General features: G+C 40.3%; 13 protein-coding genes. 1 reads left to right on the plus strand and 12 read right to left on the minus strand.

What is annotated here, in order from left to right:
- Positions 1-5: 5 nt before the first annotated feature.
- The 6 genes from hflX to BM195_RS19040 all read right to left on the minus strand — a co-directional run bounded on the left by hflX (position 6) and on the right by BM195_RS19040 (position 4,588).
- Positions 6-1,241, minus strand: a complete 1,236-nt coding sequence (hflX, locus tag BM195_RS02110; protein WP_090232840.1) for a GTPase HflX — start codon at positions 1,239-1,241, stop codon at positions 6-8.
- Between the two features lie 81 nt (positions 1,242-1,322).
- Positions 1,323-2,240 (minus strand): stage V sporulation protein K, encoded by a 918-nt coding sequence (gene spoVK / locus BM195_RS02115; protein WP_090232843.1) that lies wholly within the window; start codon positions 2,238-2,240, stop codon positions 1,323-1,325.
- 183 nt (positions 2,241-2,423) lie between these two features.
- Positions 2,424-2,648 (minus strand): RNA chaperone Hfq, encoded by a 225-nt coding sequence (gene hfq, locus BM195_RS02125; protein ID WP_090232849.1) that lies wholly within the window; start codon positions 2,646-2,648, stop codon positions 2,424-2,426.
- A gap of 38 nt (positions 2,649-2,686) precedes the next feature.
- Positions 2,687-3,622 (minus strand): tRNA (adenosine(37)-N6)-dimethylallyltransferase MiaA, encoded by a 936-nt coding sequence (miaA, locus tag BM195_RS02130; RefSeq protein WP_090232851.1) that lies wholly within the window; start codon positions 3,620-3,622, stop codon positions 2,687-2,689.
- 20 nt (positions 3,623-3,642) lie between these two features.
- Positions 3,643-4,092 (minus strand): Dps family protein, encoded by a 450-nt coding sequence (locus tag BM195_RS02135; RefSeq protein WP_090232854.1) that lies wholly within the window; start codon positions 4,090-4,092, stop codon positions 3,643-3,645.
- Positions 4,093-4,441: 349 nt separating this feature from the next.
- Entirely contained in the window at positions 4,442-4,588 is a 147-nt protein-coding gene (locus tag BM195_RS19040) for a YolD-like family protein (RefSeq protein WP_090233204.1), read from the minus strand.
- A gap of 112 nt (positions 4,589-4,700) precedes the next feature.
- On the opposite strand from BM195_RS19040, the gene BM195_RS19280 reads away from it, so the two are divergent.
- Positions 4,701-5,015 (plus strand): four-helix bundle copper-binding protein, encoded by a 315-nt coding sequence (locus tag BM195_RS19280; protein WP_483099627.1) that lies wholly within the window; start codon positions 4,701-4,703, stop codon positions 5,013-5,015.
- Positions 5,016-5,461: 446 nt separating this feature from the next.
- On the opposite strand, the gene BM195_RS02150 is transcribed toward BM195_RS19280, so the two are convergent.
- From BM195_RS02150 to BM195_RS02175, 6 genes are all read right to left on the minus strand, one after another.
- Positions 5,462-5,818, minus strand: coding sequence for a hypothetical protein (locus BM195_RS02150; RefSeq protein WP_090232858.1), 357 nt, complete (start codon positions 5,816-5,818; stop codon positions 5,462-5,464).
- Positions 5,819-6,137: 319 nt separating this feature from the next.
- Positions 6,138-7,787 carry a DUF4127 family protein gene (locus tag BM195_RS02155; RefSeq protein WP_090232859.1) on the minus strand — a complete coding sequence of 550 codons (1,650 nt, stop codon included), beginning with the start codon at positions 7,785-7,787 and terminating at the stop codon, positions 6,138-6,140.
- Between the two features lie 12 nt (positions 7,788-7,799).
- Entirely contained in the window at positions 7,800-9,398 is a 1,599-nt protein-coding gene (locus BM195_RS02160) for an FAD-dependent oxidoreductase (protein ID WP_090232862.1), read from the minus strand.
- Positions 9,388-9,987 (minus strand): hypothetical protein, encoded by a 600-nt coding sequence (locus tag BM195_RS02165; RefSeq protein WP_090232865.1) that lies wholly within the window; start codon positions 9,985-9,987, stop codon positions 9,388-9,390. Before BM195_RS02165 ends, BM195_RS02160 begins: the two co-directional genes overlap by 11 nt.
- A 3-nt stretch (positions 9,988-9,990) precedes the next feature.
- Positions 9,991-12,135, minus strand: a complete 2,145-nt coding sequence (locus BM195_RS02170) for a hydantoinase/oxoprolinase family protein (RefSeq protein ID WP_090232868.1) — start codon at positions 12,133-12,135, stop codon at positions 9,991-9,993.
- A gap of 54 nt (positions 12,136-12,189) precedes the next feature.
- Entirely contained in the window at positions 12,190-13,488 is a 1,299-nt protein-coding gene (locus BM195_RS02175) for a C4-dicarboxylate ABC transporter (protein ID WP_090232871.1), read from the minus strand.
- Positions 13,489-13,516: the final 28 nt, after the last annotated feature.

Below are 13,516 nucleotides of genomic sequence, written 5' to 3' on the forward strand. Positions count from 1 at the left end.
GTATCTTAATACTCCTTCATCAAACTTTTCATCGGATGATTTTGCCGGATATACCCATCAATGATATATGCATTCTCATCCTCTTGAAAAAAACGTTTCGTTACAATCGTTTCCTGTTCCAAGCGATGCAGTAATTTACCCTGGTCAGGTCTTAAATGTACTGTATACGAATCCCACTCATTCTTAAGTGTTTCCTCCAGTTTTGCTAATAGGTGGCGGATGTCAGTTGTATCAAGTGCACTGATTACAATATAAGGATGCTGCATCGGAATAAAATCTGTGTTTAGCTGATCGCTTTTATTATAAACCATAAGCATTGGGATCGTGTCGGCCCCCAATTCATGCAGCAGATTGTTAACCGTTTGCTGTTGCTGTACTAAATCGGGGCTTGATGCATCAACTACATGCAGGATAAAATCTGCCTCGTTTACTTCCTCCAATGTAGACCTGAAGGCTGCCACCAATGATGTCGGCAAATCCTGAATGAACCCGACTGTATCTGTTATTAGTGTTTGAAAACCCGATGGCAGTTGAATTTGGCGTGTGAGTGGATCAAGTGTGGCAAACAATTGATTTTCCACCATGGCATTACTCTGTGTCAGCCGATTGAATAATGTAGATTTACCGGCATTTGTATAGCCAACGATCGCAATCTGAAAGACATCATTTGTTTTTCTTCGTTTTCGGTATTGCTCCCGCTGGCGAACAACCAGTTTTAATTGCCGTTTAATATCATCTATTCGGCTCCTGATATGACGCTGATCTGTTTCGAGTTTTGTTTCACCTGGACCGCGTGTTCCAATGCCGGCACCCAGGCGTGACATTTCTTCCCCTTTGCCGCGCAATCGAGGAAGTGTATATTCGAGCTGAGCAAGTTCCACCTGTAATTTGCCTTCTTTTGTACGCGCGCGCCGAGCAAAAATATCCAATATCAGCTGACTGCGGTCGATTACTTGGACACCGACCCGGTCGTTCAAATTTCCCAGCTGCCCGGCTGATAGTTCATTATTCGAGATGACTAAATCAATATTCAGCTGCTCAGCCGCTTCCCTGATCTCATCTGTTTTACCTTCACCGATATAATAAGCAGGATGGATCTTCTGCCGATTTTGTGTGATGACTTTTTCGACAGATCCTCCTGCCGTTTTGCATAATGAAATCAGTTCATCGAGTGATGATTGGAAACGTTCATCAGATTGTTCTGGTTTTTTAACAGCTGCGATTAGAATCCGTTCTGACATGAAATACCTCTTTCTGCATTACCGTTTGTGTTTCCAATCATTATCATAGCAAAGAAACGCTGACACCACAATTTGGAATGACTATTCATCAAGTGATAAATCATCACCGGTCAAATAAATGAGATCATCCACTGAAAATGTTTCTTTGTTCAACAACCGTACGGCATGAAGCCTGATGGATTGTTCAATGACATTACGGATATAACGGGCATTGGCGAAATTGTATTGAGTTTGTTGTTTCTGTTTATATAAATGTGTACGTAATTTCCATTCTGCCTCTTTTGTCAATTCATATTCCCGACTCTGCAGCATTTGTTTGGCAATCTTCGTGAGCTGATCAATATCATAATCCTGAAAGTCCAATATAAACGGAAACCTGGATTTCAATCCGGGATTAAGTGTTAAAAACCGCTCCATCTCATATGGATACCCTGCTAATATTAAGACAAAATCATTATGATGGTCTTCCATATGTTTCACCAATGTATCAATAGCCTCTTTCCCAAAGTCTTTTTCTCCACCGCGTGCCAGAGAGTAAGCTTCATCGATAAATAAAATGCCGCCCATTGCTTTTTGGATGATAGCCCGAGTCTTTTGAGCGGTTTGACCAATATACTCACCAACCAAATCAGCACGTTCTGCTTCAATAAAATGACCTTTCGACAGCAAATTCATTTCAAAATACATTCTGGCAAGTTTTCTGGCTACCGTTGTTTTCCCTGTACCAGGATTCCCTTTAAATAGCATATGGAGTACTTGCTTTGAACCGGTTAATCCCATTTCATTCCGTTTTTCATTAATGATGATTGTTGCATATATTTCTTTTATGGTTCGTTTTAATTGCCGCATGCCAATGAATGAGGAAAATTCAGCATCAATATGCGAAAAGGGACTTCCTCCAGTAAAATGCTGCTTTTCTCTTTCTGGAGATGCTTGTTGTTTATCTTGCAATATAATATTGATTTGCCCATTTTTATTTCGAAGTTTTTGCGTATCCACATGATCACTCCTTCGTCACGATAGTATACGTGTGAAAGAGCGGGTTGTGACAAACGCCCATATATGAAAACTCGAGAACTCGTCCTTGTTTTGCCAGGGGCTGGAGGTTAAAGTCAGATTGACGGAAATCAAACAATTTGGTATAAAAGATTAAAAACGGACGCATGAGAGCGCCCGTATTCATTATTCTTTCTCTAATTGTATATTTTTTACCGGGGCAAATGTTGAAATGGCGTGTTTGAAAATTAGTTGCTGTTTTCCGTCTGTTTCCAGTAATACTGTGAAATTGTCAAATGCCTTCACGACCCCTCGCAGTTGAAAACCATTGGTCAGAAACACTGTAAGGGAGACATGATCCTTTCTTAGTTTATTTAAGTACTGATCCTGAATGTTCACCGACTGAGCCATTGTATTTCCTCCTCTTTTCTATCTGTACCTAATAAGTTCTATTTTCCTTGTAATATTCCTGCTAATTCCTTCAAAATATTTCTGAATTGTTCATTAACAGATACTGGTGTAATAGTATACCATTTCACATTCATTTTATTTTTAAACCAGGTGTATTGACGTTTTGCATAGCGTCTGGAATTTCGTTTCAGTAAATGGACGGTTTCATCAAAAGTCTGCTGTCCTTTTAGATAGGGAATGAATTCTTTGTAGCCGATACCGCGCATCGCTTGATGATTTTCATAGCCTTGTTCATACAGTGTTTTAACCTCCTGCAGCAACCCTTGCTCCAGCATTCTGTCAACCCGGTTATTGATGCGTTTATACAGCAGATCCCGATCCATATCCAACCCTATAAATATAGGATTGTATGGTGAATGATCCGATTGTTCTTTATGATACTCAGACATTGTCATACCAGTTGTTTCATAGATTTCCAGCGCGCGAATGAGACGCCTGTGGTTGTTCGGATGAATTTTTGCCGCATGACCCGGGTCTATTGCCTTTAGACGATCATACAATCTCTCTGCTCCCCGATGATGGATTTCATTTTCCAATTGTCTGGTTAATTGTTCATCTCTTCTCTGATTGGAGAAATGGTAATTATATAAAGCAGCCTGAATATAAAGACCGCTTCCGCCAGCAATAACGGGCAGTTTTCCGTGTGAATCTATTTCTTCAACATATTGCTGGACCAACTTTTGGTAATCAGCGACTGAAAAAGGTTCATCAGGGTTTTTAATATCAACCATATGATGAGGAATTCCCTGTTTTTCCGTTTCCATAATTTTCGCAGTTCCAATATCCAATCCTTTATAGACTTGCATGGAATCTCCGCTGATGACTTCCCCGTCAAAACGGCTGGCAATTTCGATGCTGAGCTTAGTTTTCCCTACAGCCGTCGGTCCAACAATGGCTATCACTGTTTTTTTCATCAGTATTCCCCTATTTATCTTTATTCATACGCTCGATATGCATGCAGCATCCAGACATATTTTTCTAATTTGCCTTGAAGGGAAACGAGCAAATCCACTGTCGGTTCATCCTGGTGATCTGAGGCGTATGGGATCCCATCTTCCTTTATTTCCTTTATAATCTGTTGATAATCTTCAATCAGCTTAGCCGTTATTTCATCTTCTTTATCATCAGCTGTTGCTTCTTCAAGCGTCGCCTCTTTGATGTATTTGATCATGGTTGCCAGTGGTTTTCCATCAATCATTAACACTCTTTCGGCAATTTCATCAAGGTCTTTGGCAAAAGTGATATACATTTCTTCAAATACTTCGTGCAGCTGAAAGAAATGTTTCCCCTGAATAAACCAATGATAACGGTGTAATTTTACATACATGACAAAATAATTGGACAATAACTGGTTCAAAAAATTGATAAGCTTTTGATTATCCATGAACGACACCTCGCTTCTTCTTCTATAGTTTTTACGAGGTGTGTTCTATTTATACACTTACATGACGCGTTTAATTATATCTAATTTTGCCAGTTTTTCACCATTTGTCTATGTCGAAATTATATCTCAAATTATACTATAACTCAAACGCCATTTACAAACAGTTGTTCCCAATCGTTCAAAGTGTGGTCACTTTATTTTAGAATATGATTAGAATAACGATCCAAATAAAGGACAATCCATCACACCTTCTGAGACGTCATCAGGACCGATCGGTAATTATCAGCATCATCACTCACAAAACTTGAGATAGGTTATCAACTATTCGTAACTTTTCTTTGATTTTCTGTTAGTCATACAGAATGTGACTATAATATTCAATCTCGATGATGAGATCGTTGCTTAATGCCAACTGCAACTGAGTATTTATTTCAAACTGCTTTTGTTCGTCCAGGATCGGTTTCTCTTTATATTTCTGTTCCCTCTTGAGCCCGATTCAATTATTTTACTTAACATGAATAACTCATTTATTTGTTAAGATACTATTATTGTAAATGTTTAAAGGATGGTGAGCCGTGATGGGAGTACTTTCCAGTTCCCCAACGCATATGGACCAATGTATCGATGAATGTTTAAAATGTGCTCGTGCTTGTGAAGAGTGTACTACAGCATGTTTGCAGGAACCAGATGTTCAAGCTCGTACTATATGTATCCAACATTTAAATGATTGTTCAGACATGTGTTTTCAAGCTGCTGCATACATGGCTAGGAATAGTCTGAGTGCAGCAGAATTTTGCAAACTCTGTGCTACTCATTGTGAAGCGTGTGCAACAGAATGCGAAAAATTCGAGGATGCCCACTGTCAGGAATGTGCAGTTATTTGTCGTTCTTGTGCGAATGCATGCAGACAGATGACTTCTTAAGACTCATGATGAAGTTCTGGCCAGTAGTCAGAACTTTTACATTATAAAATAAAGTCATACATGAGTAACATAGGATCAAAGTTAAATAATAGAACTCCGCTTAACTTCTTCCCATGATTCCTACAATGTAGGCTGGTTCAGGAAAGCGCTTCGTTTGTGAAACATCAGAATAAAGAATACTGTCTAATACTTGTTAAACTAAAGCCCCCGAAAGTTCAGCAACATTTTTAAAAAAATGCGCCTCCCCCTTAATATACCAGGTTAACGGCGCATTAGTTATTACATGACGCATTTAATTATAACTGATTATGTCAATTTTTTAGCATTTGTTTATTCTCAAATTATATCCTATATAATAATGTAACTCAATCATTATTTGCGAACATTTGTTTTGAATTGGCTAAATTGTGGTCATTTCTGTGATCAGCCATAATTAAGTGGTCACTTTATATGTAAACTTTTAAATATATTTCGTACATATGCTTACTTTTGAAATTGACCGGGACTTTTTCTGCATCATTTACAATTTTATTTCGAGTTGGAACGGTCTTTAGCAATTGGGAGTATACATCACTCGGAATATCATCAAAGCAGGGATACGCTTTTAACATGGAGATAAGTTCGTAATATTCAAATACGTCGAAATGCTTTCTATATGGCTTGTATTTCATCGTTAATGGGACTGAAGTAAACCAACCGACACCATAGGTAGTTATCATTGTTAATTCAATATATTGTCTTAACCCGGTTTCAATCTCATTAAGAGCTCCATAGGTCTCTTTCATAAATTCAGTTGTATTCATAAGCTTGTTCTCCTTTTAACTTAGGAACAGCATTGTTTAACGTAATTATAAATTCGACACTTTGTGCCGAATTCCTGCTTTATAAAAATGATTAAATTGAATTAACCCGCCCATTTTATGATGATTGTTGTTTTTGGGTTTAATTTTTAACGGGCTTCAAGTTTTCAGACAACTATTTCAGTATATCAGCATTTTCCAAACAAAAATAGAATAAGAGTCCTAAATAAACTCTGAAAATTTTTATTGTTAAGCTTTATCATTATTCAAAGATGATAACATATCAAAGCCCCGGCCCATTCAAAGCCGGGGTTGATCTCCATTAGAATTCCAAATCCGGTTCTAGCTCTGTTTCAAAAGTTCTTGGCCAGGGCAGTTCAACTTGAAGCCTTTCAAGATTACCAATCGTGGTGTGAAAGTCTTTTTTTCCACGACTGCCGAGATATACTTCTTTCCCTTTAAAGTACTGTTTATACCACATTTCTGTTTGATTCTTGAGACTATCACGGACAAATTGATTCACTGTGTCATAGTCATCGTCGAGCTGCCAAGGGTTCGCTCCGATTTCAGTAATAAATTCATCAGCTTCAGGCTTCACAACATTTTTGTACCCTTGATCCATGGCGTATCGATGCAGCAAAAATTCATAGTGTGCCTCAGCCGTTTCTTTATAATACGGGACCCCGAATCCGGATTTTTGTGAAAGGAATGCTTCTCTGGCTGCAGCATGGCCAACCGTAATCCCTAAAGCATTTCCAGCTGTGTTCCACCCGCTATAAGCTCGGATTTTTGTAAGGTCGACTTGATTAGCAAGCCCCTTCACAAAAGGTTCATCAGCACGATTAACAGACAATACATCACCGATGGCCACCTGATTATCCTCAGCAACCCATTCATTGACTCGATCAATCATCCCGTTAATATCGGCTTCCCGACGACTTGTCTCTTCAGAAGGCGTATTCAACAGCAAATGAATATCCGCTCCATCTTCATCTTCAGTCATGACACCCCCAGCCGATTCAATATGTTTTGCGACGTTTTCATCAAATGGCGTATCTTCTAATGGTGCCACCCAATCTGCTCCATCAATACCTCCGTACTCCACATAAAAGCTGGACGACTTCCGATAGAATTGGGAAGCAAACCTCGATACCAACACTACATCAACCTCATCTGCCCCAGGGAATATTGCGACCTTATTTTCTAAGCCATCTGACTTAACCTTATCTGACAAAATCTCACGCTCCGCGCGGTGCAGTCCATATGGGTTGGCATCATCTTGAGCAAGAACTAGATAGTCGATATACCCTTTTTCAGCCCAATCAATCAGTTGTTTGTTAACTTCATGATTACGTTCCCGGGCTTCCAAATAATCGTTAAGTACGCTTTCCGGAATAATATGTTCTAACTCTTCCAGTCTTTCACGGTCTTCTTCCATACCAAGGTTATGGACTTTGTCATATAGGATCGCCCATTCCCTTATTAAGTCATAGTATTCTCTTGATTCTTCACTTATAGCTGTTACCGCAAGCCGCTGAATCGTATCATATACATATACTGGTTTATCTGGGTGCTTTTCTTTAAGTTCTTTTATATTTTGTATGTTTTCCATTGCCTCTTCTAATGATTTTACACCAGTCCTAGATGCAATCAGTCCGCCATATGCCAGCATACTGGTTGAAATCACAAAACCATCAGCTTGATCACTGTTTTCTACTACCCATTGACCGACTTCTTCACTATTGCCTGGTGTATTATAATAGCCGATCATCTCTTCTGGCGGGTTTATGACGTTAACCCCTGCAGACTTACCCACTTTTTCAGGAAAGTAAAGGTTTGCCGGCCGATCATCCAAAGGAATCATCATAAGATTGGCCAAGCCAGGTTTACTACCGTTTGCTGAAACGCTATTGACACTAAAAAAAACAAAAACTGCCAGAATTAATACTAGACCCATTCTAAAAAATTTCATTCGCCGCCTCCTTTACTGATTTTCTCCAAATGTCGCCTCCATTCTTGCCACAGGATCATCTTCTATAGAATCGTCCCATTCAAGCACCTGTCCTGCACTTTCTAATTCTCTCTTCAAAGTCTGATACTCAATATCTTGAACCGTAGTATTGTCCTTATGGGCTAAAGAAGCCGCTGCTCCTGCAGATTGACCAAGGATCATAAAAACCGGCTCCATCCGAATGGAACCATAAGCTATATGGGAACTTGATAAACAAACCGGAACTAATAAATTGGTACATTCTTCGGACATTGGCCGAATTGAACGATACGATATCGGATATGGAGAAATGGGGATTTCCACGTCCCCTTCATTATAGGTTCGTCCATTTATAACCACGCGTCTGCAGTGATGCGAATCCATCTGATAAGAAGCTAACCCGATAGAATCGTTGATTGTGGTATTACCTAAACAATTATTGTCGGTCATAACGTAATCAGAAATCATTCGCTTCCCTTCCCGAATATACAATTGATGCGGCCAATGACCTGTCTCCGTAAATTCGTCTTTTGCCAATCCCCATTGGGATACTTCTTCACGAACATTAGTTGGCACGCGTGTATCGTTTGCCAAGAAGTAAAGCATGCCTAGATCATAGGTGAAATGATCCTGGAAGATACGTTCTCTTGTTTCGTAATCTCCCTCTAACCAATCATAATTCATACCAATATTGTCAGTTGAGAAAGCTCCATGGTTGTTCAAATCTGTTTTGCCATTTGGCAGCATTGTATGAAGTTTCATAGCATCCCAAACACCTGATTTGATATAACGTAACAGTAATAGATACCGGTTTGAATCATAGTTTGGCGGTTTAGGAAAAGGCACTCGATTTTCAGGATCTTTGGTCAAACAGATTCTAAAATTATAAGCTTGAATCCGTTTATCTCCCTGTCCCTGGAACCCAAGTGTTTCATGATTATTTTCAGTGATGCCTGGCAAAAGACCACTTTCCGGCTTCCCTTCCACAACATAAGGGTCAACCCACTGTTCAAATTGATGGTGAGGGTGGCCAAATTGAACACCATTATATTTTTCTTTGTAAGTAGCATTAGATTCCCGTCCGACAAAATATGAAATACCTGCCTTTGCCAGTAAATCGCCTTCATAACTTGCATCTATAAAGAACTCACCTTTATAGACATTTCCTTTTTCCATGACAATTGCTTTTATTTCGCCATCTTCACATGTGACTGTATCTAAGTGTTGTTCGAAAAATATCTCAATATCATGTTCTTGCAGCCATTTGTCAAACACATACTTTGCAGCTTTGGGTTCGAAAATCCATTGTTCATTCGTTTGATAATATTTCCCGAGTTCCGTATAAAACTCTCTGGATAGTCCGCCAATGGCTTCCTTTGCACCCAAATCTGTCGCACCCAAACCACTCGCAGAGATGCCGCCAACATTCCTCCCAAATTCCGCTATGGCAACGCTTAATCCCATTCTCTCAGCCTGAACAGCTGCTGTTATACCTGCGGGTGTGCTACCATAAATGATTAAATCTCGTTCAATCGCTTGCGGATTATCCGACTTTTTAACTGGGACATAATAATGCAACTTGCTAAAATTCATATTCGCAGACCTCCTTGGTCGTTATGTTCAGATATCTCTCTATATCGCCAATACATGCTTTTGTAAAGGTGTGTGCCCCTATTTCGCTTAACGCTTTAATACCCGACGAAATACTGAAAAACCCGAGGTTGATTACCTTCACTTGATATTGTTTTGAGGCTTTCTTAAATTTCGATTCTTCCAGATGATGAAAAAGCTCATGAAACAGAATCACATTCATGACGTTTTCTGACAGTTCATCATATGAAATCTCATTCGTAATCTTTATCAAATCCTCCACTAAATCCTCGATAATATTCACATGTAAAGTGATTGTCTTTGTCTTAATGCGGTAAATACTGTAAGGACTCAGCCGGGCATTCGGGACATGCTCCTGTTTGACATTGATGTCAAGGGCTAGCAGAACTTCCGAAATACAGCCCTCCTTAAAATGCTGACGCAACCATGCTGCATAGCTTTCACCTGTTTGGACAGCTGCTGCAACCGCTTCCTCCTGCTGTTTTTTATCCAATCTGTCATATAACGGATCAGCTTTTAACAATTTTTCATTCCGGATATCATCAGGCAAAAGAATATCTGTAAAACCCATTGGTTATGCACTTCGTTTCCCAATTATCACGACAAGTTTTGTTTCTGGATCAATACCCTGCAGTTCCACATTGACCAGAGCCATGATCTGATTTAAGTCGATCACACCTGAACAATCGATGATTCGCTTTCCTTGCAGGATGAAGACATCCGGTACTTGAACGCCGCCATCACCATAACCGACAACATCTTCAAGAATTGACATAAAACTGTTTTTGATTTTTTCAACACTCATGGACTTGATAGACGCGCCATTTTTCTTTAATTTGATAACGCCTTCATTATCAACAACATGAACGATGTCTTTCCGTTTTTTCATCAAGCCCCATAATTTCTTCTCTTCTTTTGATGTTTTAATGACATGCAAGTTATCGGTTTTGTCTTCCTCAACAACCTCGTCGGGTTTTGTTTGATAAGTTTCGATGACTTTTTCTTTAATCTCGTCTAATGTGAGCGTTTTTCCAAGGTCTTTTGTCCTTAAGTCTGTTGCCCCTGTACCGATAGCCCTTACAATATTTTGAGTGGCATCAACTTCGACTTGAACTTCCACCGTCGACAGCTCTGCACCTGCTCTAACAACAGCCTCTTCGGCTTCTTTCCTTATTTTCAGTATATCGTCTTCGCTTGGGTTCGACATGGAACGCTCCACAACTTCACGTACCATTGCTAGAGCCACCCCAATTGGTGAAATAACTTCGGCATTTTTATTTATTGCTGACTTGACACCTTTTTTCTCTGCCAGGTACGGAACAACCGCTGCCGCACCGCCACCACCGCCAAGCATCTGAAGTCCATCAAGATCCAAGTCATAATCCTTAATCATTTTGTCGATAACAGTCAGGTTCTTCTCAGCAGCTTTATCCGATATTTCAAGAGCCAATTGTTTCGGATCTTTACCAGTTTCTTTGGCTAAAGCTTCAACAGCAAGGGTTGCGGAGGCCTTGTTGCCGTAGGCGTAATGACCTTCGTCAACATAGCCAAGATAATTTGCCACACAGGCAAGTGTTAAAGCAAATCTTTCTCCCTGTTCGTTTTCAAGCACGACATAACTTTTCGAATCCCCAGGCTTTGGTTCAACATAAACAACTTTCGCATTTTTCAATTGATCAGGGTCAGTATAAACAGCATAAGCTAGGTCAGCTATATGCGCACTTCTTGGCCCAACTTCCGATACCTGTTGATCATCCATTTTAATCATGCTTCCGCCAGCAATGCCGACAGTTCTGACATCCAGCGAATTGATGTAAGTCTTATGACCACCGATCTGTGCATATTCAATCATAACTTTGCCGTTTTTAATTACGGAAATATCGGTACTCGTACCGCCTACCTCTAAAAAGATACCATTTGAGACCTTTTCATACATCAATGCGCCTGCAACACCTGCAGCAGGACCGGACAGCATTGTCAGAATTGGACGCGATCGCACCTCATCTACATTCATGACACCGCCGTCACAACGCATTATCATCAACTGCGATTTAATTCCGGCTTTTTTAACACTGTCTTCCGTCATATTGACAGTCTGAATCATCTTCGGCAGAATACTCGCATTGAGCACAGCCGTTTTGGTACGTGTTTTCAGTCCGTATAATTTTGATACCTCATGAGTAGCCGTTGCTGGCATATCAAACTGTTTTGCGGCATCCATAATTTTCTTTTCTCTTGTCGGATTATCAACACTATACGATTCACTGCCTACAATCACTTCTGAGCCATCGTTCAATAGATTTTGGATGGTTTCATTGGCCGTTTCTTCATTAAATTTGGATGTATCTAAAAATTGATGGCTGGACTGCAAGTAGCGTCCTTTTGCCAATTCAATATCATCAATTTTACTGTCTGCTTTGGCTTTTTTTCCTTCCAGACCTGTTCCGAGCGCAAATATGCCAACTTTGGAAACGTCGCCTTCGAGAAAAGCGTTCGTTGCCTGGGTTGTTCCATGAGCCAGAAAAACAACGTCCGATTCATTTATATTGCTTTCACTCAGTAATTTTTCAAGTGATTGGACAATCCCTAAAGCTACCCCTTCATGAGCAGAATGCGTGGTGGGCACTTTCACTTTTCCCACTAATTCATAGGAGTCATTATCAATTGCTACTGCATCTGTAAAGGTTCCTCCTACATCAATCCCTACTCTGACCTTCATGCGTTAGTTCCTCCCAGGTTGTGATAGATAGTCAATTTAAAAGATTATTTTAATTTAAAAGAACGTGAATGCTGCAATGCTGACCCCAATAGCACTCAATATCCATACATAAATAATGATTTTTCTGAGTACCTGGTTAACGTCAACTCCGGCATAGTTAGCCAGCCATACATTGTGTGTGTTCGTTGGGTCAACAATCACCTGCATACGTTCAGTGGAAAGCAGCGCTCCCATAACCGCAGTAGGCGATAAAAGATTTAAACTGATAATAATACTGGCAATGCCGCTTCCGAGTCCCCACATATTCAATGGTCCCCGATATAATGCCAATGGAGCCAGCAAAGCAAAAAATGCAATATAACCAACCATGCCTGTCGGTATAACTGCCTCAAGTAATGGACTCATAATCTCACCCACTTTAGGATGACTTACTGATTTTAGAAGCATACCGATTCCAATCATCAGCATAATGACGGGAGCAACATCGGCGATTCCGTCATACCCTGTTTTGGTCAGGGTATTGACAAACTTGCGAATCGATTTTTGAGTTATAATTAAACTGAATAAGATTGCAACAATAAATGACGGTATGATTGGCCAGTCAAACCCGATAACCATTGCAATCGGGATCAATGGTGTAATTAGTGCAAACATGGAGACTTTCTGGTCGTCCTCCTCATCGCCCATGTCACCGTTGGACTGCGGCCATGCAGTTCCAAAACCATGCCGCTTGTATTCAATTGCCAGAAAGACCGACGTGACAACTGCAGTAAGCGCAACCAATATTAATGCAAAGCTTTGAATCGTGTCCTTGCTCACTGATAGTACACTCATGTAAAAGTTCCAATTCGCAACGTTTAACGTCAAGCCCATACCCATTGCAAACAAGAACAAAGAAACAGCCGTTATGCCAGGTACCCCTATACTGAACAAAATAGGCAACACAATGCTACCTACCATGATAGTCGCGCCAAGCCCGCCGACGGTTGTGAAAAGGATGGCTACAGCCATAGTCAGTAAAACTGTCACAATCAACGGCCGGTCCCCGCCGAGTTCAGCAGCCATTTTAATTGTCCGCTTAGTGATTCCAGTGTCAATCATGATACGACCCAGCCATGAGCCAAATACAACCGCAATATAGGCACTGGCCAATCTGATTGTACCGCCTTCAATAATGCCTGACAGAATACCTGTATCTGTCCCATCTTCGCTCGGTTCAAAAAATGGCACACCTGCTATTAAAGCAATGACAATCGCCAAAATGGGCATAGCCAGCATGGTTGGCAATTTTCTTGCTACCATCAAACCGGCAATTATCAGAAATACAACAATGATGATAATACCTTGTAACATCTGAAGTCTTCCCCCTTTTGTTGTTAGA

Source organism: Lentibacillus halodurans, from assembly GCF_900112045.1.
Lineage (GTDB): Bacteria > Bacillota > Bacilli > Bacillales > Amphibacillaceae > Lentibacillus > Lentibacillus halodurans.